Below are 21,108 nucleotides of genomic sequence, written 5' to 3'. Positions count from 1 at the left end.
GGCGCTCCGGGGAACACCGGATCCAGCGGCTCCGGGCGCCCCGACAGGAGGAGGACGTGATGGCCGCAGCGGCGAACGGAACCCCGGACCCGGACCGCCCCGGCTCCCGCCCCCGGGTCCGGACCGCCCACGGCGAGGTCGAGGGCAGGACCGGGCCGGACGGCATCGCCGTCTTCCGGGGCATCCCCTACGCCGCCCCGCCCGTCGGAGCCCGCCGGTTCGCCGCGCCCGAGCCGCCCGAGGCCTGGGACGGGGTGCGCGACGCGGGTGCGTACGGCCCCACCGCGCCCAAGGCGCCCTACCCCGAGCCGTTCGCCGCGCTGCTCCCGGACCCCGAGGTCCCCGGGGACGACTGCCTGAACCTCAACGTGTGGACCCCGGAGCCGGCGCCCTCCGCCCGGCTGCCGGTCATGGTCTGGATCCACGGCGGCGCCCTCACCCGCGGCTCCTCGGCCGTCCCCGTCTACGAGGGCTCCGCCTTCGCCCGGGACGGGGTGGTCCTCGTCTCCGTCAACTACCGCCTGGGCGTCCTCGGCTACGGCCTCTTCCCCGACGCCCCCGCCAACCGCGGGCTGCTCGACCAGATCGCCGCCCTGGCCTGGGTGCGGGACAACATCGCGGCCTTCGGCGGCGACCCCGGCCGGGTCACCGTCTTCGGCGAGTCCGCCGGGGCCATCAGCATCGGCGCCCTGCTCGCCGCCCCCCGCGCCGCGGGCCTCTTCCGGCAGGCCGTGCTGCAGAGCGGAGCCCCCGAGGTGCTGCCGCGGGACCGGGTGCGCACCATGGTCCGGCGGATGGCCGCGCTGCTGAAGGTCCCCGCCACCGCCGAGGCCTTCGCCCGGGCCGCCCTGCCCGATCTGCTCGCCGCCCAGGCGGCCGTACTGCGCCGCTCCTCCCCGCTGCTCGGCGGCCCCGCCTTCGGCCTGGTCGCGGACCCCGCGACGCTGCCGCCCGATCCGCTCGCGGCGGCGGCCGCGCGGGGCGACGTACCGCTGCTGCTCGGCTGGACCGCCGAGGAGTACCGGCTCTGGCTGGCCCCGACCGGCACGATGCGGCTGCTGGACCGGCTGGGACCGCTGTCCGTGGCGCTGGGCCGGCTCCGCTCCGGCAAGGACCGGGCCGCCGTACGGGCCCTGCGCGCCGAGCGGCCCGGCGCGGGACCGGCCGACCTCCTCGGCCACCTGCTCACCGACCGGCTGCTGCGCGACCCGCTGCGCGCGCTGGCGGGCGCGGCCGGGAGGAGCTCGCCGAGCTTCGTGTACGAGTTCGCCTGGCCGTCCGGCGTCCCCGGCCTCGGGTCCTGCCACGCCCTGGAACTGGGCTTCGTCTTCGACACCCTGGACGTGCCCGAGGCCTCCTGGCTGGCCGGGCCGGACGCCCCGCGGGAGCTGGCCGGGGAGATGCACGCGGCCTGGGTGCGCTTCGCCGTCGAGGGGGATCCCGGCTGGTCGCCCTGGAACGGCGACGGCCCGCCGAAGGTGTTCGGCGGGCCGGGGCACGAGGAGCCCGTACCGGTCGGCGGGGCGACTACTCCACGGGTCCTTCCATGACCTTGCTGATGAACTGGATCGGCCCCTCGCCCATGTTGGGCACGTAGGTGTTGGCGTTGTGCTTGCCGCCCTGGATGATCCTCAGACTGGTGTGGATCGGCCCCTTGCCGTAGGTGGCGATGAACTTCTGCACGTTCGGCAGGGTGTTCTTGTTGTTCTCGTTCGTGCCGACCTGGAAGGCCAGGTAGACGTCCGGGCTGCCCTTCTTGCCGATCAGCGCCTTGGCGAGCAGCTCGGGGTTGTTCTCCGCCTTCTCCTTGTCGTGGCCCTTCCACAGGGGGGAGTCGGGGAGGATGTCCGGGCCGGAGCAGATCGCCGCCTTGAACTTCTCCGGGTACTTCAGCACGGCCTTGAGACTGGCGAAGCCGCCCGTGGACGAGCCCATGTAGGACCAGCCGTCACGGGACTTGACCGTGCGGAAGTTCTGCCGCATCAGGTCCGGGACGTCGTCGGTGAGCCAGCTGTCCATCTTGGGCTGGCCCGGGATGTCGGAGGCGTCCCAGTAGATGCCCTTGTCGTCCGGGCCGGGGTTCAGCACCGGCATGGCCAGGAGGAAGGGCTTGCTCTTCCCCTCGCTGTACCACTTGCTGATGCTCTTCTGGAGGCCCAGGTCGGTGCCCATCCAGTAGTTGTTCGGGTAACCGGCGCCGCCGGGCAGCGCGATCATGACCGGGAACCCGCTCTTGGCGAACTTCGGGTCGCCGTACTCCTTGGGCGCCCACACCCAGACCTTGCCCTTGAACCCGGACTTCTTGCCGGTGATCGTGGTGACGGCGACGTGCGTGCCGTCGGGCAGGGTCATCGCGTTCTTGAAGTCGGCCGCCGGGCCGGTGGGCATCGACATCTTCGAGTGCGGAGGCGGCGTGGGCAGCGCCGCTCCACCGGTGTCGCCCCCGGCTGAGCCGGACGGCGGCAGCTGGCCGAAGGAGACGGAGTCGCCCTTGTCGGTGAAGGGCGGTATCTCGTAGTGGCTCATCACGAGCGAGGCGACGGCCGCCAGCGCGAGGACGGAGGCACCCGCGATCACCCACCGCCGGACCCGGGACGGCCGCCGGCGCGAGCTCTCGGGCTGCCGCGGCTCCTCGGGCTGCGGAGGGCCGTACTGCTGCTGGTAGGACCCTTCGGTGCCGTACTGCTGCTGATAGGGCCCTTCCGAGCGGTACGGCTGCTGCTGGTACGGCCCTTCCGAGCGGTACGGCTGCTGCTGTCCGTCGGGTGAGTGCGACATGTGCGGGTGCTCTCCGGCTGGTGCTGCCCCGTGGGGGCGGGGTTGGGACTGCTTTCGATCGAAAGATGAGCGTACGTGCCCGCAGGTTCCCGATTTTTACGTCTCTTGGTGTTCCGAAGAGGATCACGTTGCCCTACGCGAAAAGGGCCTGTGGAGTTCCCGTTCTGTTCGCCGAGTATCCCTGGCCTCTGCACATGCCGGTGGGTACGGTACGTCCGCGCCGCCCCCAGACCACCCTGCCCGGAGGTAATTCCCGTGTTCGGCATGCCCTTTTCACGGTCCCGCCGCAAGACCGCCCTCGCCGCCGCCTTCGGCGTCACCGCCGCCGGCGCCGCGCTGTGGGCGGGCATCGGCTCCGCCCAGCCCGCGCACGCGGCCGGCCTGCCCGCACCCGACCACATAGTCGTCGTGGTCTTCGAGAACCACGCCTACAACCAGGTCATCGGCAGCTCCAGCGCCCCGTACATCAACTCCCTCAAGACCGGGGGAGCCAACCTCACCGCCTCCTACGGCATCACGCACCCGAGCCAGCCCAATTACCTGCAGCTCTTCTCGGGCTCCCACCAGGGCGTGACCGGTGACAGCTGCTACACGCCGGCCTTCAGCTCCGCGCCCAACCTGGCCTCCGAGCTGATCGCCGCCGGCAAGACCTGGGCCAGCTACAACGAGGGGCTCCCCAGCGCGGGCTCCACCACCTGCTCCAGCGGCAAGTACGCGCGCAAGCACAACCCCTGGTTCGCCTTCTCCAACGTGCCCACCAGCACCGCGAAGACGATGACCCAGTTCCCCACCGACTTCACCACCCTGCCCAAGGTGTCCTTCGTCGTCCCGGACCTCTGCAACGACATGCACGACTGCTCCGTCGGCACCGGCGACACCTGGCTCAAGAACAAGGTCAAGGCCTACGCGGACTGGGCCAAGACCCACAACAGCCTGCTCGTCGTCACCTTCGACGAGGACAACCGCCTCGCCGGCAACAAGATCCCGACGGTGTTCTACGGCCAGTCCGTGACCCCCGGATCCAGCACCTCCACCACCTACAACCACTACGACGTGCTGCGCACCCTGGAAGGCCTGGCCGGTCTGACCGCCCACGCCGGAAACGCGGCCACCGCCAAGGACATCACGGGGATCTGGACTTCCTGACCATGTACGTTGCGGACAGTCGCGCCACCCCCGCGTCCGCCGTGACCCCAGAGCCGCAGGCCGCCGCCCAGGGCATCCGCCCCGGGCGGCGCGCCGCGCTCGCCCCCACGGTGCTCGCGCTCGGCACGGTCAGCCTCATCACCGACGTCTCCTCGGAGATGGTCACGGCCGTGCTCCCGCTCTACCTCGTCGCCGGACTCGGGCTCACCCCGCTCGGCTTCGGGCTGCTCGACGGCCTCTACAACGGGGTCAGCGCCCTGGTCCGGCTCACCGGAGGCCACCTCGGCGACCGCTTCGGCCGCCACAAGGCCCTCGCCGGCCTGGGCTACGGGCTCTCCGCCCTGTGCAAACCACTGCTGCTGCTCGCCACCACCCTGCCCGCCATCGGGGCCGTCCTCGCCCTCGACCGCACGGGCAAGGGCCTGCGCACCGCCCCGCGCGACGCCCTGATCTCCCTGGCCGCGGCGCCCGAGGAGCGGGGCCGGGCCTTCGGCGTCCACCGGGCGATGGACACCGCCGGCGCCCTGATCGGACCCATCCTGGCCTTCCTGATCCTGCGCGGCGCCGCCGACGGCTACGACGCCGTCTTCACCGTCAGCGCCTGTGTGGCCGCGCTGGGCGTCCTCGTGCTGGTGCTCTTCGTACCCGGCCGGCGCACCGTGCCCGCGGCCGACGCGGCCCCCGTCTCGCTGCGCGCCGCCTTCGGCCTCCTGCGCCGCCCCGACCTGCGCCGCATCGGCCTCTGCGCCCTGCTGCTCGGCCTGTGCACGGTCAGCGACGGCTTCGTCTTCCTGCTGTTGCAGGACTCCACCGGCATCGCCGACCGCTGGTTCGCCCTGCTGCCGCTGGGCACCGCCGCCGCCTTCTTCCTGCTCGCGCTGCCGCTGGGCCGGCTCGCCGACCGGGTCGGCCGCCGGGCCGTCTTCCTCGGCGGTCACCTCGCGCTGCTCGCCGCGTACGGGATCCTGCTCGCGGGCGGTTCCCATCCCGCGCTGCCCTACGCCGTCCTCCTGCTGCACGGCGGCTTCTACGCCGCCACCGACGGGGTGCTCATGGCCGCGGCCGCCGGCGCCGTCCCGGAGGAACACCTGGGTGGCGGCCTCGCCCTCGTCCAGACCGGCCAGGCCCTCGCCCGGTTCGCCGCCTCGCTCGGCTTCGGCGCCGCCTGGACCCTCTGGGGTCCCCGCCCCGCCCTGTGCGCCGCCGCCGTCCTGCTGGCCGGGGCCGTCGCGCTCTGCGTCCGGCTGCGACCGGGCGGTGGACCGGACACCCCGGCGCCCGATACCGGGGCGTCCGACACCCGGGCGCCCGACGCCGCGCCCGCCTGAATCCCTCCGTAGCCGACGAAAGGCCCCACCCATGCCCCTCCAGCGCCGGATCCTGATCCTGGTCTCCGCCGTCGTCCTGCTCACCGTCATCGGTGCGCTCGCCGTCGTACGGGCCTCCTCGCGGGCCGGGGAGAAGGACCGGGTGCAGGCGGGCGGGCCGGCGATCACCCGTGGCGAGGTCTCCCTCGCCGCGGGTGACGGAGGCCGGCGGATCGTCTTCCGGAACATGGCCTGGGGGCCGCACCGCGACGAGCTCGCCACCGCGGCGGCCGGCGCGCCCGAAGGTCCGCGCACCGCCTCCGGGGTGAGCTGCCTGCGCTTCCACGCGGCCGCCGGCACCGGGATCTGCCTCCGGTCCGACAAGGGCGGGGTGCAGGACGCCTACAAGGCGGTGGTCCTCGACGCCCGGCTGAAGGAGGTGGCCACCCGCCCGCTGGCCGGCATCCCGACCCGGGCCCGCGTCTCGCCCGGCGGCCACCTGGTCGCCTGGACGGTGTTCGTGGGCGGGGACTCGTACGCCGGTACGAACTTCTCGACCCGGACCTCCCTGCTGGACCTGCGCAGCGGGAGGTACGACGCCTCGCTGGAGGACTTCACCATCCACAAGGACGGCACGACGTACCGCAACGCGGACGTCAACTTCTGGGGGGTCACCTTCGCCGCCGACGAGCGGACCTTCTACGCGACGCTCGCCACCGGCGGCCGGACGTACCTGGTCCGCGGCGACCTCGCGGCGCGCACGGTGACCACGCTGCGCGAGAACCTGGAATGCCCGTCCCTGTCGCCCGACGGGACCCGGCTGGTGTTCAAGAAGCGGGTGCCGGGCCTGTCACCGGACGCGCCGTGGCGGCTGTACGTCCTGGACCTCGCCACGATGGCCGAGGCGCCGCTCGCGGAGGAGCGCAGCGTCGACGACCAAGTGGTGTGGACCGACGACAAGACCGTCGTCTACTCGCTGCCCGGGGACTTCGGCGCCGACCTGTACTCCCTCCCCGCAGACGGCTCCGGGGCCCCGGCCCGGCTGATGACCTCGGCCCTCGCCCCCGCCTTCCTCGGCTGACACCGGGAAGAGGGGGGCAGGGCAGGGGCAGCGGCAGGGACGGGGACGGGCGTCGCGGACCTCGGAGGAGGACCGTTACGCCGGGATGAGCGTCTTGCGGCGCCGCTTGCGCTGCGCCGCGGCCGACAGCCGCAGCTCGATGACCGACCGCACGGTCGGCCACTCCTCGTCGAGGATCGAGTAGAAGGCGGTACTGCGCACGGCGCCGTCCAGGCCCCGCGAATGGGCCCGGCGGACCCCCTCGCTGGTGAACCCGAGCCGCTCCATCGCGGCGCGCGAGCGTCCGTTGCGGGCGTCCGCGCGGAGCGAGATCCGCCGGACCCCCCAGGTCTCGAAGGCATGGCGGAGCATGAGCAGCTTCGCCTCGGTATTGATGCCGGTGCCCTGGGCCGCGGGAGACAGCCAGGTATTGCCGATCTCGGCGGCATCGGGGATCGCCGTCGCCGGATCGCCGAACGGGACCCCCGGCACGGCGGGCCACACCAGCGGCCCCTGCCAGTAGTCGAGTTCCAGGAACCGGGTCGATCCGACCACCCGACCGTCGGTGGCTCTGACCACCGCGAACGGGAGCGATCGACCCGCCGCCTGATCGGCGAGGGCACGGTCGATGTACTCGTGTGACGCCTGCAACCCGTGGGGCACGGGAGTGAAGGCGTAAGTCGTACGATCCTCGGCCCCGGCCAGGGCCAAGGCCTCGGTGTGGTGGGGGGCGAGGGGCTCAAGCCGCACGGAGCGGCCGGCGAGGAGTACGGGTACGGGCACGGAGCCTTCGGTCCTTCTGGGCGGTGGGGTGGTTGCACAGTCTGCGTCCCTGACGTCGCCCCCAGTGCAAAACACGGGTGAAAGGCAACGGGCTGTCAGGTGAACGCGAGTGGCTCAATGTAGCCCCTTAGAGTCCTTCCATGAACCCCCAAATTGGCAATGGCGTGACACTCTTTTTCGAGGACTTGGGTCCCCGCGACGGAGCCCCCGTAATCCTGATCCACGGACATCCGTTCAGCCACTTGATGTGGGCCCCCCAGACGGCCGCACTGACCACGGCCGGTTACCGCGTGATTACCCCTGACCTGCGGGGATACGGGCAAAGTCCGGTGTTGCCCGGCAAAACACCGCTCGCCGACTTCGCCGATGATCTGGTCGCTCTGCTCGACCGTCTGGACGTCGAACAAGCGGTCGTCGGGGGTGTGTCCATGGGCGGGCAGATCGCCATGGAGATGCGCTTGCGCCACCCGGGCCGCGTGCGGGCCCTCGTCCTCTCCGACACCTCCGCTCCGCCGGAAACGGAAGACGGCAAAACCTTCCGCCGGAACCTCGCCGAGCGGCTCCTCACGGAGGGAATGAAGCCCTATGCCGACGAGGTCATCGACAAGATGCTGGCGCCCTACAACGTGACGGGAATGCCCGAGGCCGCGGCCGAGGTCACCGGGATGATGTACGCCACCGACCCCGAGGGCGCGGCCGCCGCCCTGCGGGGGCGGGCCGAACGGCCCGACTACGCCCCGGTGCTCGCGGCGCTGCCGGCCGAGGTGCCCTGCCTGATCGTGGTCGGCCGGGACGACGTCTACACCCCGGTCGCCGAGGCCGAGTCCCTGCACGCGCTGGTTCCGCACTCGGTGCTCGCCGTGGTGGAGCGGGCCGGGCACCTGCCGGGCGTGGAGCAGCCGGAGGCCTTCAACCGGGCGCTGCTGGAGTTCCTCGCGGGAATCTGACCGCCCCCCGCCCCCGCATGGCCCCGCCCCCGGGATGGCCCCGGCCCGGGCCGCAGGGCCGCCCCGGGCCGGGGCTTTCGGCTGTCCGGAGGGTGTCGAACGGGGCTACCGCGTGCCGGACGGGCGGTGTCAGTCTGTCTGCAGGGTGGTGCGCAGCCGGTAGCGGTCCCCGCTGTACTCCACCGTGGACAGCAGCAGCGGCCGCTGGTCCTTGGTGTACACCGTCTGGTCGAGTACGAGTACGGGCGCGCCCTCGGTGATGCCCAGATGGCCGGCGAGTTCTCCGTCGGCGTTGCGCGCCTCGATGGTGGCCTCGGCGCGGTCGGGCTCGACGCCCCAGCGGCGCAGTTCCTCGAAGAGGGAGGTCTCGCGGAAGTCGGTGCGGGCGAGGTCGGGCGCGAGGTCGGCGACGACCAGGGTCCGGTCGACGGCGATGCGGACGTCGTTGAGCAGCCGGACCCGTTCCAGGCGCAGGAGCGAGGTGCCGGCGGGCACGCCGAGGCGGTCGGCGTCGTCCAGGGACGCGGTGACGGTGTCGTGGCGCAGGACCACCGAGCTGGCGCGCATGTGCTTGCGCCGGGCGGTGGCGGTGAAGGACTCCAGGTCCTTGGGCCACTCGCGGGCGGGCGCGGGGGCGACCGGCGCCGCGACGAACCAGCCGCGCCCGTGGGACGCGGTGACCAGGCCCTGTTCGACGAGGCGGGCGAGCGCGCGGCGCAGGGTGACGCGGGAGATGTCCAGCCGGGTGCACAGCTCGCGTTCGGGCGGCAGCTTGCTGCCCTCGGACAGGCCGCGGCGGGCGATCTCCTCGCGGATGCGGTCCGCGGCCTGGGCCCACAGGGGGTCCGCGGCGCGGGCGTTCGCCGCGATCGAGGAGGTGGCGTCGGCGATGGCAGCGTCGTCGGTCATGGGCCAAACCATACCACTTGCTACCACTTCGCATCGGCTTCAGTCCCTGCCCAGTCAGGACCTAGGGCCTCATCTTGATATTTTCTGAAAGACCACAAGAGACCACCGTTGACCAATTCAAAACCACTGGCTACCTTCGAGTCGTCCCCACCACTCCGCTCGACGAGGAGCACCAGATGAGTACGGCCACCGCCGCGGTCACACCGGCCGCCGGAAAGAAGCCGGGCCGGGTCATGCCGGTACTGCAGCGCATCGGCCGCAGCCTGATGCTGCCCGTGGCCACGCTGCCGGCCGCGGCCCTGCTGACCCGCCTGGGCGGCGCCGACCTGCTGGGCCGGGAGAACTTCCCGCAGCTCATACAGAAGCTCGCGATGGTCCTGGCGGCGGCCGGTGACACCGTCTTCGCCAACCTGCCGCTGCTCTTCGCGGTCGGCGTGGCCATCGGCTTCGCCAAGAAGTCGGACGGCTCCACCGCCTTGGCGGCCGTGGTCGGCTACCTGGTCTTCAAGGCCGTACTCGCCAGCCCCGCCTTCCCCAAGGGTGTGGACGGCGAGCCGCTCGACGCCAAGGTGCTCGGCGGCATCGTGATGGGTCTCGTCGCGGCCCTGCTCTACCAGCGCTTCAGCCGCACCAAGCTGCCCGAGTGGCTCGGCTTCTTCGGCGGCCGCCGTCTCGTCCCCATCCTGAGCGCCTTCGCGGGCGTCGGCATGGGAGTGGTATTCGGAGTGGTCTGGCCGACCGTCGGCGGCTGGTTCTTCCACTTCGGTGAGTGGCTGGTCGGCACCGGCGCCTGGGGCGCCGGCCTCTTCGGCCTCGTCGTCCGTGCCCTCATCCCGATCGGGATGCACCACTTCTTCTCGGTCTTCCCCTGGTTCGAGGCGGGCTCCTTCGTCAACCCGGCGACCGGCACCGAGGTGCACGGGGACATCGCCCGCTTCCTCGCCGGCGACCCCACCGCGGGCCAGTTCATGACCGGCGGCTTCCCGATCTACATGTTCGCGCTCCCGGCCGCCGCCATGGCCATCGCGCACACCGCACGCCCCGAGAACCGGACCATGGTCAAGGGCATGATGATCTCCGTCGCCCTGACCTCCTTCGTCACCGGCGTGACCGAGCCCATCGAATTCGCCTTCATGTTCGTGGCCCCGCTGCTCTACGCGATCCACGCCTTCCTCTTCGGCGTCTCGATGGCCGTCTGCTACGCCCTCGGCATCCGCGACGGCTTCGGCTTCTCCTCCGGCGCCATCGACTACATCGTGAACTACGGCATCGCCACCAAGCCCTGGATGCTCATCCCGATCGGCCTGGCCTTCGCCGCCATCTACTACGTGCTCTTCCGCTGGGCGATCGTGAAGTTCGACCTCCCCACCCCGGGCCGCGAACGTGACGAGGAAGGCAAGCCGCTCACCAAGGCCGACGCCTCCTGAGCCCCCGGCCGGCGGTTCCCCCGATCGGCCCCCCGCTCCGCCCGACCGGCCTCGTTCCGGCCGACCGCTCCGCCCGATCGCCCGCCCCCGCCCGCCCGAACCGGCGGGGGCCGGCGGTCCCCAGACTTAGCTAAGGACCCCCCACCATGTCCGGATCCCGCATCACGTTCCTCGAAGGCCAGGCCGACCAGGGCGCGGCCCTCGCCCGGATCGCCGACCGCGTCCGCACCCAGCTCGCCTCCCCGGACCTCGCCGGGCTGCGCGCCGCCGAGCGCCCCCTGTTCACCGGCATCGGGGCCTCGTACGCCGCCCTCGCCGTCCCCGTGCAGCAGCTCCGCGAAGCCGGGATCGTCTCCCAGCGGGTGCTGTCCAGCGAGATCGAGACCGGCACCGCCGGCTTCGACACCGACTGCCTGATCGCCGTCTCCCAGGGCGGCCGCAGCTCCGAGACCATCGCCGCCTTCGAGTGCGCCGCCCCCGGCATCACGAAGACCGCGCTGCTCAACGTGGTCCCCTCGCCGCTCGGCGACCTCGCCGACCTCACCGTGGACCTCGGCAACGAGCCCGACTCGTACGCCTCGACCATCGGCTACACCGGCACCATCGTCGCCCTCGACCTGATCGCCGGGGCCGTCGCGGGCCGTGACGGCGACCCGTGGGGCGAGATCGCCGAGCAGACCACCGCGATCCACTCGCAGGCCGCCGAGGTCGTGGCGGGCCTGCGGGAGCGCGGCGCCCGCTGCATCGCCTCCGACGGCGTGGCGGCCGGGGCCTCCCGGGCCTCCGCCGAGGAGGGCGCGCTGCTGCTGCGCGAGGTGGTGCGGATGACCGCCGCCCACTCGGCGACCCGCAACTACCTGCACGGCGAGATGGAGTCGGCGGGCAACACCCTCCACCTCGTCTACGGCGACGGCCGCGAGATCGAGCTGGCCCGCTCGCTGGCGGGCGCCGGCCACCTCACCCTGCTGATGACCACGGCCGAGGTGGAGCCCGCGGACAGCCTGTCGGTCATCCGCCTGCCCGAGGTCGCGGACGCGGTCCGGGTGGTCCTGGAGACGGTGGTCCTCCAGGAACTGGTGGCCCAGCTCAGCGCCGAGCGGGACGTCCCGATCGAGTCCTTCGTCTTCGCCAACGACGACACCAAGCAGGGCGGCCTCGACATGTCCGACTTCGAGGTCGCGGCCTTCACCCAGGCGTAGCCCGGACGCCTCGTCCCAGCCGTCGATCACGTTCACGTTCGCGTCGTCCGGTGCCGGTCCCTTCGGGGCGGTGCCGGACGACGCGAACCTCGTGCGGGAGCCACGGACCGGGAGCCGGCTCCGGGACCCGGCGACGGGAGCGCGCCGGGCACGGTGAGATCATCGGCGGATGGACACGGAGCCCGGGATGGACGGCGTACTGAGGCAGTTGGGCTCCGTCGGGCCCTTCTTCACCGTGGCGTACGGGAAGGAGCCGCCCGGCCCCGGCTTCCGGCCGCTCGAGGAGCTGTACGGGGAGCGGCTCGGGGCCTACGTCGGCGAGGTCGGCCGGCGGATCGGGACCGGACCCGGCCGGGTGGCGGCTTCGACCGCGCAGTTCGGGATCGTGTCGCGGCTCTGGTCGCTCGCGCTGGGCTGCGCCGTCCTGTCCGGGCGGGTGCCGGACCTGCGCCCCGCCGGCCTGTGGTGGCGGCTGCCCGGAGCGGCGTCGCTGGAGCTGTGGCTGCCCGAGCCCGCCGAACTCCCCGGGGAAACTCCGGAACGGGCCCTCGCGGACAGCGTGCTCGGCCACCTCGCGGTGCTCGACACGGCGCTGCGCGAGCGGTTCGGCGTCTCGCCGCGGGTGCTGCGCGGCAACGCCGCCTCCGGGCTGGTCGGCGCCGTCCGGGTGCTCACGGACCGGGTGCCGGGGGAGGCGGCCGCGCTGCTGGCCGCCGGCCTCCTCGCCGACGGCGGCCCGCTCGAAGGGACCGGCACCTTCGTGCACGAACCCGGCCTCGGGGTGGCCTTCCTGCGCCGCAGTTGCTGCCTCTACTACAAGGTGCCCGGCGGCGGGCTCTGCGGTGACTGCGTCCTGCGGACCCGGTAGCGCGACCCGGGGCCGTTCGGAGCAACGGAGCGTGTGGCGCACGGCGGCGCGCCCGGTGCTCCTTCTACGTTCCCTGCCATGAAGCACGAACACACCGGATCGGAAGGCCACGCCCCCGCCCGTGGGGTCTCCCGACGCACTGCCCTGACCAGCCTCGCCGCAGGGGCCGGAGCCCTAGCAGTCGGAGCGGGGACGGCCCCCGCGTCGGCCGCACCGGCGCCCGTCCCGGCGCCCGCCGCGACGGCGCCCCGGGCCGCAGCCGACCCCGGCCCCTCGCCCGGAGCCATGAAGCTCTTCGCCGACCCGGGCTTCAACTTCGCCGGGCTCTTCGCCCTGGGCGCGGCCGGCATGCGCGCCTCCGAAGTCGGCGAGGTCCTCACCGCCGTCAACACGATCAACGCCGCCGGATTGTCCGAGCAGACCTTCACCGACACCTTCCGCGGCTGGGGCGACCGTCTCGCCTCGCCCCCGGCGACCGCCCGGCACGGCCGCGAAACCCCCTCGCAGACCCGCAGGTTCCGCTCGCTGCGCGCGGCCCAGTACTACGCGCAGGCACTGTTCTACGTGCTCGGCACCGACCGGCCGGGAGACGAGGAGGAGGTCTACCTCCAGGGGCGCCGCGCCTGGGACACCTTCACGCAGCTCTGCTCCCCGGCCGCCGTCCGGGCGAAGGTCCCGTACGGCACCACCCGGCTGCCGGTCTGGTTCTTCCGCCCCGAGGGGCACCGCCCGTCCGAACCCAGGCCCACCGTCATCCTCACCAACGGCAGCGACGGCCAGAACGTCGACATGTGGACCTACGGGGTGTCCGCGGCCCTCGACCGGGGCTGGAACGCCCTCGTCTACGACGGCCCGGGCCAGGGCGAGCTGCTCTTCGTCGAGGAGCTGTCCTTCACGCCCCGCTGGGAGAAGGTGGTCGGTCCGCTGATCGACTGGCTGGAGCGGCGCGAGGACGTGGACCGCACGCGCATCGCCCTCACCGGCCTCAGCATGGGCGGCAACCTCGTCGCCCGCGCCGCCGCCTTCGAACCCCGCATCGCGGCCCTGGTCTGCCAGCCCGGCTGCGTCAGCCCGTGGCTCGGCTTCGACAAGGAGCTCCGCGACGTGGTCACCGCCGACAAGGCGGAGACCAACCGGGTGTGGAACGAGGAGGTGGTCCCCGAACTCACCCCGCAGCTCGCGTACACCGTGAAGAAGCGGTTCGAGATCTTCTCGAAGGAGGCGCTGCGGGCGGCCCGCGCCGGGCGGATCTTCACCGACCTGTGGACCCCGGCCCAGCTGGCCATCAGCCTGGACGTCACCGCCGTCGTCCCGAGGATCAAGGCCCCGACGCTCGTCCTGGACTACGACTTCGAGCAGTTCTACCCCGGCCAGCCGCGGCGGATGTACGACCTGCTCCGCTCCCGCCGGGAGTACGTGAAACTGACGGAGGCCACCGGGGCGCAGTTGCACTGCTCCCCGATGGCCCCGCAACAGCACTGCGACCTGGTCTTCGACTGGCTGGCCGACGTCCTGCACCGCTGAACGGGCGGGCAGCACGTCGGCCGGCCGGCTAGAAGGTCAGGTTCCAGGCGTCGATCTTGCCGGTGTCCGAGTTGGCGTTGTCGTTCACACGGAGGGTCCAGACGCCGTTCGCGACCTCGGAGGAGGCGTTGACCGTGAAGGTCTGGATGATGTTGTCCGCGCTGCCGCCGGTCCGGTTGCTCAGGACGTAGACGGAGCCGTCCGGAGCCACGAGGTCGACCTTGAGGTCACCGATGTAGGTGTGCTTGATGTCCACGCCCACCTTGAGGGTGGCCGGCGCGTTGCCGGTCACCCCGCTGACGGTGATGGCGCTGTTCACGGTCGCGTTGTCGGTGATCGCGACGTCCGTGAGGTTCTCGAAGTACTTGCCGGGAGGCGGGGTCGAGCCGCCGACCGCCTTCAGCGCGTCGACCTGGCCCTCGCCGAAGAACCCGTTGTTGGCCGTGGTCCCCTTGCAGCGGCTGTCCGACGGGCAGGCGGTGTCGTTGGCCTGGGTGGCCAGCGCGGTGCGGATCTGCGCCGGGGTGAAGGTCGGGTTGGCGCTCGCGATGAGCGCCGCGACGCCCACGACGTGCGGGGTGGCCATCGAGGTGCCGCTCTTGGTGCTGTAACCGCCGCCCGGAGCGGTGGAGTAGACGTTGCTGCCCGGGGCCGCGACGTCGATGACGCCCTGGCCGAAGTTGGAGAACGAGGCCTTGGTGGTTCCGGTGCCGTTGGCGGCGACCGTGACCACGCCCGGGAGTTCGGTGGGGATGTCGAGGCAGGCGTTGGTGATGGTCCGGGTGGTCGGCGTCGAGTCGTTGGGGCTCGCCGAGTCCGTGGTCTTGTTGGCGAGGTCGTAGTTCTCGTTGCCCGCCGCGGCGACCTGGAGCGAGCCCTTGCTCTCCGCGTACTCCTGGGCGCGCTTGACGCCCTCGATGATCGCGGCCTGGTCGATGTTGTCCGGGCAGTTGAACTGCCAGGGGTCCGTGTAATAGCTGTTGTTGGTGACCTTGAAACCGTGGTCGCCGGACCACACGAAGGCGCAGATGGTGTTCTCGGCGAAGAACAGCGAGGTGCCCGGCTCGGCCACGCGGACCGAGGAGATCTTCACGCCGGGGGCCACACCGATGACGCCCTTGCCGTTCTTGGCGGCGGCCACGGAACCGGCCACGTGCGTGCCGTGGGTGTCCACGTCGCGCCAGGCGCCGACCCGGGTGTCCGCCTTGCCGTAGGCACAGGAGGCCGAGTCCGCGGCGTTGAAGTTCGGCGCCAGGTCCTGGTGCTGGTCGTCGACGCCGGTGTCCAGGATGCCGACCTTGACGGAAGCCGAGCCGGTGGTCACGGCCCAGGCCTGGTCGGCCTTGATCTGGGTCATGTCGGCCCGCAGCGGCTCGCCGGCGGGGGTCGTCGACTGGGACGGGTTGGCGGGCAGCGCCGGGTTGTAGGCGTCGGCCGGTACGTCCGAGGTACGCGTCGCGCCGACCTTCTGGACCCCGCTGACGCCGCGCATGGTGGCGGCGAAGGTCGAGGAGGTCGAGTGGGCGACTATCACGCCGATCTGGTCGTAGTACGAGAAGACCGTGCCGCCGTTCGCCGTGACGGCCGAACGGACCGCGGAGCTGTCACCGGCTGCGGTGATCACCACGTAGGCGCGGGTGCCGGCAGCCCAGGTCGCACTCTGGGAAGTCGGCGCCGGGGCCTTGGCCTTGGCGGGGGCGGAGGTGCCCGGGATGCCCGCCGGGGAGACGGGCGCCGTGCCGGCGAGCGCGGCCGGGGCCCCGAAGGCCAGGGCGGCCAGGGCGGCCGCCAGTACGAGGGTGCGTCGAGGTCGGCTGGATATGTGGGGTATCAATGCGTCCTCCGAAGACGGCCCTGCGGTGCGGGTGGCACCTACCGGGCCGTACGAAACGAGTGGTGGACGCAAGATGTCAGAAGCGTGCCCCGATATGGAAGTACCTTTTACAGCTAGACGGTTGATCCGATCTTGGCTGAAAAAAGACTATTGCCCGAGGTGTCGGGACCGGTCGGGCTGGGCACCGTGGGGGCGAGCCCTGCCCGACCGGTCCGCGCAGCGTCCCCGTCAGACGGGTACGCCGTCCTTGGCGCCGCCCGGCTGGGCGGGTACGGCCGTGGCCTGCTCGTGCTCGTCGTCGGTCAGTGTGCTCTCGTCGAACGGCAGTCGTCCCGCGAGGACTTCGGTGGCCCGGGCCCGGTCGAACTCCTTCGTCCAGGTGCCGATCAGCACGGTCGCGATCGCGTTGCCGGCGAAGTTCGTCAGCGCCCGCGCCTCGCTCATGAACCGGTCGATGCCCACGATCAGGCCGACGCCGTCGACGAGTTCAGGCCGGTGCGACTGCAGCCCTCCGGCGAGCGTGGCCAGTCCCGCGCCGGTGACCCCGGCCGCGCCCTTCGAAGCCACGATCATGAACAGCAGCAGGGAGATCTGCTCGCCCAGGGCCAGCGGCTTGCCCATCGCCTCCGCGACGAAGAGCGAGGACATCGTCAGATAGATCGCGGTCCCGTCCAGGTTGAAGGAGTAGCCCGTCGGAACCGTGATGCCGACCACCGGCCGCGAGACGCCCACGTGCTCCATCTTCGCGATCAGCCGGGGCAGCGCCGACTCCGAGGAGGAGGTGGACAGGATCAGCAGGAGCTCCCGGCCCAGGTAGCGCAGCAGGGCGAAGACGCTGATCCCCGTACACAGTCGCAGCAGCGTGCCCAGGACCACGAAGACGAAGAGCAGGCAGGTCGTGTAGAACCCGATCATGATGACCGCGAGGGACTTCAGGGCGTCCATTCCGGTCGCCCCGACCACCGCCGCGATCGCGCCGAAGGCGCCCACCGGCGCCGCCCACATGATCATGGCGAGCACCCGGAACACCAGCTTCTGCACGTGCCCGATCCCGCGCAGCACCGGCTCGCCCGCCGCGCCCATGGCCTGCAGCGCGAACCCGCACAGCAGCGCCACCAGCAGCGTCTGGAGCACCTCGCCCCCGGTGAAGGCCGACACCAGCGTGGTCGGGATGATCCCCAGCAGGAACTCGGGCGTGCTCTCCGCTCCGCCCGCCTTCGCCTGCGCCTCGCCGGCGTGCCTGGCCGCCTCGGTCAGGTGCAGCCCGCTGCCCGGCTCCAGCAGGTTGCCCACGAGCAGGCCGATGGCCAGCGCCACCGTGGACATCACCATGAAGTAGCCGAGCGCCAGCCCGCCCACCGCGCCGACCTTGGCGGCCTTGCGCACCGAACCGATGCCCAGCACGATCGTGCAGAAGATGACCGGCGAGATCATCATCTTGATGAGGTTGACGAACCCGGTGCCCAGCGGCTTGAGCTCCACGGCCGTGCCGGGTGCGGCGAAGCCGACGGCGATGCCGAGCAGCACCGCGCCGATCACCGCGATGTACAGATAATGCGTCTTGTCGCGCCTGGCGGCCACGATGCCTCCCGGTAGTGCCTTCGCCTCCCCGATGGCGAAGGCGTCCCGGGAGGACCATGGCCCGCCGCTGTGACCCCGGTCACCCTTGCGTTCATTGAGTTCACGCTCGGGTGCACACTGAGCGCCATGTTCCGCTTCCCCCGGCCGCCGCGCAGCCTCGCCGGCCAGCTCTTCGCCATGCAGGTCGTGCTGGTCGCCGCGGTCGTCGCCGGCTGTGCCGTCTTCGCTTACGCGACCGCCCGCGACCAGGCCGAGGAGGCCGCCCGGCGCCAGGCCGGAGCGGTGGCCCGCGCCGTCGCCGACTCCCCGTCGGTCCGGGACGCGGCGCGGGGGGACGGCCGCGCGGCCCTGCAGCCCTACGCGGAGCGGGTCCGGGTGGACGCGGGCGTGGACTTCGTGACGATCATGGCTCCGGACGGACGGCGCTGGACCCATCCCGACCCGATGCGCATCGGCGAACGCTTCCTCGGCAACACCGCACCCGCGCTGCGGGGCGAGACCTTCAGCGAGACCTACACCGGCACCCTCGGCCCCTCGCTCCGCGTGGTCACCCCGATCACCGACGACGGCAGGGTCATCGGCATGGTCGCCGCCGGCATCACCGTCCGCGCGGTCAGCGCCCGGCTCGCCGAGCGGCTCTCCGCCCTCGCCTGGGTGGCCGGCGGGGCCCTCGCCCTCGGAGGGGCGGGCACCTACGTCATCAACGCCCGGCTGCGCCGTCACACCCACGGGATGAACGCCGACGAGCTGAGCCGCATGTACGACTACCACCAGGCCGCCCTGCACGGCGTCCGCGAGGGGCTGCTGATGCTCGACGGCCGGCGCCGGATCACCCTCGTCAACGACGCGGGCCGCGAACTCCTGGGCCTGCGAGGGGAGATCAAGGGGACCGGGGTCGCCGACCTGGGCCTGCCCGCTCCGCTCACCGGGGCCCTGCTCGCCGACCGGCCCCGGGTGGACGAAGTGCACCTGACCGCGGACCGGGTCCTCGTGCTCAACAGCGCGCCCGTCGCGGGCGGTGGCCGCCGCGGCACCGTGGTCACCCTGCGCGACCACACCGAACTGCTGTCGCTGACGGGTGAGTTGGATCAGGAACGCGGATTCACCCGGGCGCTGCGCGCACAGGCCCACGAGGCGGCCAACCGGCTGCACACCGTGGTCTCCCTCATCGAACTCGGCCGCAGCCACGAAGCGGTGGACTTCGCCACCGCCGAACTGTCCCTCGCCCAGGCCCTGACCGACGAGGTGATCGCCGCCGTCGGCGAGCCCGTGCTCGTCGCCCTGCTGCTCGGCAAGGCCGCGCAGGCCCACGAACGCGGGGTCGAGCTGGTCGTCACCCCGGACAGCGGAGCCATCGACGCCGCGCCCGGCGGCCCGCCCGCCCGCGACCTCGTCACCGTCCTCGGGAACCTCGTCGACAACGCCGTCGACGCCCTCACCGGCGTGCCCGGCGGCCGGATCTCCGTCACCATCCGCCCCGACGGCCCGGCCGGCCCCCATGGGCGCGGGGTGCTGATCGGCGTGGCCGACAACGGTCCCGGACTTCCCGAGGGCGCCGACGTGTTCCGGCGCGGCTGGTCGGGCAAGGGGGAGGGGCGGGGCCTGGGCCTCGCGCTGGTGCGCCAGGTGGCCCACCGGCACGGCGGAAGCGCGGACGCCGACCGACTGCCCGACGGGGGAGCGCGGTTCACCGTACGGCTGCCGGCGCGCGGGGAGCCGCGCGGGGAAGGGGACGCATGAGCACGCCCGAGGTGCGGGTCCTCGTCGTCGAGGACGATCCGGTGGCCGCCGACGCGCACGCGCTGTACGTGGGGCGGGTGCCCGGCTTCACCGCCGTCGCGGTCGTCCACTCCCTCGCGGAGGCGACCCGCGTCCTGGAGCGCACCCGGATCGACCTGCTGCTCCTCGACCTCACCCTGCCCGACGGGCACGGGCTGCGCTTCGCGCGCGGCCTGCGGGCGGCGGGGCACCCCGCCGACGTGATCGTGGTGACCTCGGCGCGGGACCTGGGCGTGGTCCGCGAGAGCGTCTCGCTCGGGGTGGTGCAGTACGTACTGAAGCCCTTCGCCTTCCCCACCCTGCGCGAACGGCTCCTGCGCTACGCCGAGTTCCGCGCGACGGCGGCGGGCGAGGCGGCCGGCCAGGACGATGTGGACCGCGCGATGGCGGCCCTGCGCTCACCCCGGCCGGCCGAACTGCCCAAGGGCATCGGCGGCCCGACCCTGGAGCGGGTCGCCGCCCTGCTGCGGGCGGCCCCCGAGGGGCTGACCGCGGGCGGGGCGGCCGAGGCGGCCGGGATCTCCCGGATCACCGCCCGCCGGTACCTGGAGCACCTGGTGGACACCGGCCGCGCGGACCGCACCCCCCGGTACGGCCAGGTCGGCCGCCCCGAACTGCACTACCGCTGGCTGGCGGCGGCCCCGGCCGGCGCGGGCGCCGGTTCGGTGTCGAAGGTGTAGAACTTCCGGTGGTCCAGCATGTCGGCCGGGGTCACGTCGTTCCACGGCCGCATGGTGTCGTGCAGGTCCACGACGTTCGGGGTGCCGGCCGCCGGCAGGTACGCCGACTGCGGGTGCAGCGCCTGCCAGTCGGCCCACAGCTTGTCGATGAAGGCGTGGTGCATCCAGAACACCGGGTCGTTGGGGGAGACCCCGGTGGCCATCTGGCCGCCCACCCACACGTGCACCCGGTTGTGCAGGTTGGCCCCGCGCCAGCCCTCCAGGTTGTTGCGGAAGCCGCCCGAGGAGCTGTTCCAGGGCGCCGCGTCGTAGACCGGCATCGCGAGGACGGAGTCCACCTCGGCTCGGGTCGGCAGTTGGGCGACGCCGGTGCCGAGCGCGCGTCGCAGGTAGGAGCGCCCGTCCACCCGTACGGCTATCTCCCACTTGCCCGCCGCGTACGCGAACGGTCCGTCGAGCACCTGCCCGTCCCGGGCGCGTCCGGTACCGCCGAGGAAGTCGGCGGCCCAGAGGGAGGAGCGGGCGGTCCGGTCGGCCGTCCAGTCCCAGTAGGGCAGGGCCACCGACGGATCCACCGCCTGCAGCGCCGCCTCGAACTCCAGGAGAAACCGGCGGTGCCAGGGCAGGAAGGAGGGGGAGCGGTGGCCGACCCGGTCGCCGGAGTCGGTGTCGCTCATGATGAAGCCGTTGTGCGTGGTGACGAAACGGTCGTAGCGGCCGGTGCGCTTCAGTTCGAGGAGCGCCGCGGTGAACGCCCGCTTCTCCTCGGTGGTGAGCGCGGCCTGGTTCTTGCGGATGGTCATCACATGCCGCCCATCGGGACGAGGGCGGCGCCCTGGAGCTCGCGCACGGCGGCGCGGGCGAGCGGAAGCGGGCCGGAGAAGGTCTCGTAGTGGTTGACCACGCTGATCCAGCTCCCGTCGGCGTTGCGCATCACGTGCAGTTCGCGGCCGTCTATGAGGACGGTGGGCTGGCCGGGGGGCTGGTGGCCGCCGTGGTGGCCCCCGTGGTCGTCCCCGCCGCCAGAGGCGGGGACGATCCGTATGCGGCGGCCCTGGTAGACCTCGTCGATGGTGCCCGCGGGAGTGGTGGGGGCGGCGGTACGGGGTCCGGTGACGGCGGCGTGCGCGGTGGCGCCTGCGAGGCCGAGGGCGGTGAGTGCGCCGGCAGAGGCGCTTAAGGCCTGTCGGCGGGTGATCTTGTTCATGGCCCGAAGAGGTATCAGGGCGCGGCGAACACAGGGCCGCTATCCGGACATGCGCGGATAAGTTGCCCGTCGAACTAGT

The 21,108-nt window shown here is 72.4% G+C and carries 18 protein-coding genes; 11 read left to right on the top strand and 7 right to left on the bottom strand.

Going from position 1 to position 21,108, the window contains the following annotated elements:
• The first annotated feature begins 59 nt into the window (after positions 1-59).
• On the top strand, positions 60-1,550 hold the full coding sequence (locus ACFYYB_RS01720; protein WP_389432601.1) for a carboxylesterase/lipase family protein: 1,491 nt from the start codon (positions 60-62) through the stop codon (positions 1,548-1,550).
• On the opposite strand, the gene ACFYYB_RS01715 is transcribed toward ACFYYB_RS01720, so the two are convergent.
• Complete coding sequence (locus tag ACFYYB_RS01715) at positions 1,528-2,778, bottom strand: alpha/beta hydrolase (protein ID WP_389432599.1); 1,251 nt, start codon at positions 2,776-2,778, stop codon at positions 1,528-1,530. The genes ACFYYB_RS01720 and ACFYYB_RS01715 overlap by 23 nt on opposite strands.
• A 264-nt stretch (positions 2,779-3,042) precedes the next feature.
• On the opposite strand from ACFYYB_RS01715, the gene ACFYYB_RS01710 reads away from it, so the two are divergent.
• The 3 genes from ACFYYB_RS01710 to ACFYYB_RS01700 are packed head-to-tail and all read left to right on the top strand — an operon-like array spanning position 3,043 to position 6,312.
• Positions 3,043-3,924: an alkaline phosphatase family protein gene (locus ACFYYB_RS01710; RefSeq protein ID WP_389432597.1), complete on the top strand. Its 882-nt coding sequence runs from the start codon at positions 3,043-3,045 to the stop codon at positions 3,922-3,924.
• A gap of 2 nt (positions 3,925-3,926) precedes the next feature.
• Positions 3,927-5,252: an MFS transporter gene (locus ACFYYB_RS01705; protein WP_389432595.1), complete on the top strand. Its 1,326-nt coding sequence runs from the start codon at positions 3,927-3,929 to the stop codon at positions 5,250-5,252.
• Between the two features lie 31 nt (positions 5,253-5,283).
• Positions 5,284-6,312, top strand: a complete 1,029-nt coding sequence (locus ACFYYB_RS01700) for a TolB family protein (RefSeq protein ID WP_389432593.1) — start codon at positions 5,284-5,286, stop codon at positions 6,310-6,312.
• A gap of 75 nt (positions 6,313-6,387) precedes the next feature.
• Here ACFYYB_RS01700 and ACFYYB_RS01695 read toward each other — a convergent pair whose 3' ends face one another.
• A complete protein-coding gene (locus tag ACFYYB_RS01695) occupies positions 6,388-7,074 on the bottom strand; it encodes a GNAT family N-acetyltransferase (protein WP_250738094.1) in 687 nt (228 codons plus the stop codon).
• A gap of 140 nt (positions 7,075-7,214) precedes the next feature.
• Between ACFYYB_RS01695 and ACFYYB_RS01690 the strand changes: the two genes are divergently transcribed.
• A complete protein-coding gene (locus ACFYYB_RS01690; RefSeq protein WP_389432591.1) occupies positions 7,215-8,021 on the top strand; it encodes an alpha/beta fold hydrolase in 807 nt (268 codons plus the stop codon).
• A 129-nt stretch (positions 8,022-8,150) separates the two neighbouring features.
• On the opposite strand, the gene ACFYYB_RS01685 is transcribed toward ACFYYB_RS01690, so the two are convergent.
• Positions 8,151-8,930, bottom strand: coding sequence for a GntR family transcriptional regulator (locus tag ACFYYB_RS01685; RefSeq protein ID WP_389432590.1), 780 nt, complete (start codon positions 8,928-8,930; stop codon positions 8,151-8,153).
• A gap of 176 nt (positions 8,931-9,106) precedes the next feature.
• Here ACFYYB_RS01685 and ACFYYB_RS01680 point away from each other — a divergent pair, with 176 nt between their 5' ends.
• From ACFYYB_RS01680 to ACFYYB_RS01665, 4 genes are all read left to right on the top strand, one after another.
• Positions 9,107-10,357: a PTS transporter subunit EIIC gene (locus ACFYYB_RS01680; RefSeq protein ID WP_389432588.1), complete on the top strand. Its 1,251-nt coding sequence runs from the start codon at positions 9,107-9,109 to the stop codon at positions 10,355-10,357.
• 146 nt (positions 10,358-10,503) lie between these two features.
• A complete protein-coding gene (locus ACFYYB_RS01675; protein WP_389432586.1) occupies positions 10,504-11,556 on the top strand; it encodes an SIS domain-containing protein in 1,053 nt (350 codons plus the stop codon).
• Positions 11,557-11,725: 169 nt separating this feature from the next.
• Positions 11,726-12,424: a (2Fe-2S)-binding protein gene (locus ACFYYB_RS01670; RefSeq protein ID WP_389432584.1), complete on the top strand. Its 699-nt coding sequence runs from the start codon at positions 11,726-11,728 to the stop codon at positions 12,422-12,424.
• A 78-nt stretch (positions 12,425-12,502) separates the two neighbouring features.
• Positions 12,503-13,948 (top strand): alpha/beta hydrolase family protein, encoded by a 1,446-nt coding sequence (locus ACFYYB_RS01665; RefSeq protein WP_389432583.1) that lies wholly within the window; start codon positions 12,503-12,505, stop codon positions 13,946-13,948.
• A 28-nt stretch (positions 13,949-13,976) separates the two neighbouring features.
• On the opposite strand, the gene ACFYYB_RS01660 is transcribed toward ACFYYB_RS01665, so the two are convergent.
• Positions 13,977-15,782, bottom strand: coding sequence for a S8 family serine peptidase (locus tag ACFYYB_RS01660; protein ID WP_389432581.1), 1,806 nt, complete (start codon positions 15,780-15,782; stop codon positions 13,977-13,979).
• 228 nt (positions 15,783-16,010) lie between these two features.
• On the bottom strand, positions 16,011-17,363 hold the full coding sequence (locus ACFYYB_RS01655) for a cation:dicarboxylate symporter family transporter (RefSeq protein WP_389432580.1): 1,353 nt from the start codon (positions 17,361-17,363) through the stop codon (positions 16,011-16,013).
• 126 nt (positions 17,364-17,489) lie between these two features.
• Here ACFYYB_RS01655 and ACFYYB_RS01650 point away from each other — a divergent pair, with 126 nt between their 5' ends.
• Both ACFYYB_RS01650 and ACFYYB_RS01645 read left to right on the top strand, forming a co-directional pair.
• Positions 17,490-19,103, top strand: coding sequence for an ATP-binding protein (locus ACFYYB_RS01650; protein ID WP_389432579.1), 1,614 nt, complete (start codon positions 17,490-17,492; stop codon positions 19,101-19,103).
• On the top strand, positions 19,100-19,822 hold the full coding sequence (locus ACFYYB_RS01645) for a response regulator (RefSeq protein ID WP_327302663.1): 723 nt from the start codon (positions 19,100-19,102) through the stop codon (positions 19,820-19,822). The genes ACFYYB_RS01650 and ACFYYB_RS01645 overlap by 4 nt, the downstream gene beginning before the upstream one ends.
• Here the strand turns inward: ACFYYB_RS01645 and ACFYYB_RS01640 are convergent.
• The gene (locus ACFYYB_RS01640; RefSeq protein WP_327302662.1) at positions 19,762-20,625 is read right to left on the bottom strand and encodes a tyrosinase family protein; all 864 of its coding nucleotides are present in this window, start codon (positions 20,623-20,625) and stop codon (positions 19,762-19,764) included. The two genes, ACFYYB_RS01645 and ACFYYB_RS01640, sit on opposite strands and share 61 nt — an antisense overlap.
• Positions 20,625-21,029 (bottom strand): tyrosinase cofactor, encoded by a 405-nt coding sequence (locus ACFYYB_RS01635; RefSeq protein WP_389432578.1) that lies wholly within the window; start codon positions 21,027-21,029, stop codon positions 20,625-20,627. The genes ACFYYB_RS01640 and ACFYYB_RS01635 overlap by 1 nt, the downstream gene beginning before the upstream one ends.
• Positions 21,030-21,108 lie beyond the last annotated feature (79 nt).

Origin of the sequence: Streptomyces sp. NPDC002886, assembly GCF_042888445.1 — a bacterium.
Classification (GTDB): Bacteria; Actinomycetota; Actinomycetes; order Streptomycetales; family Streptomycetaceae; genus Streptomyces.
This window is presented reverse-complemented; position numbering and strand designations above follow the sequence as displayed.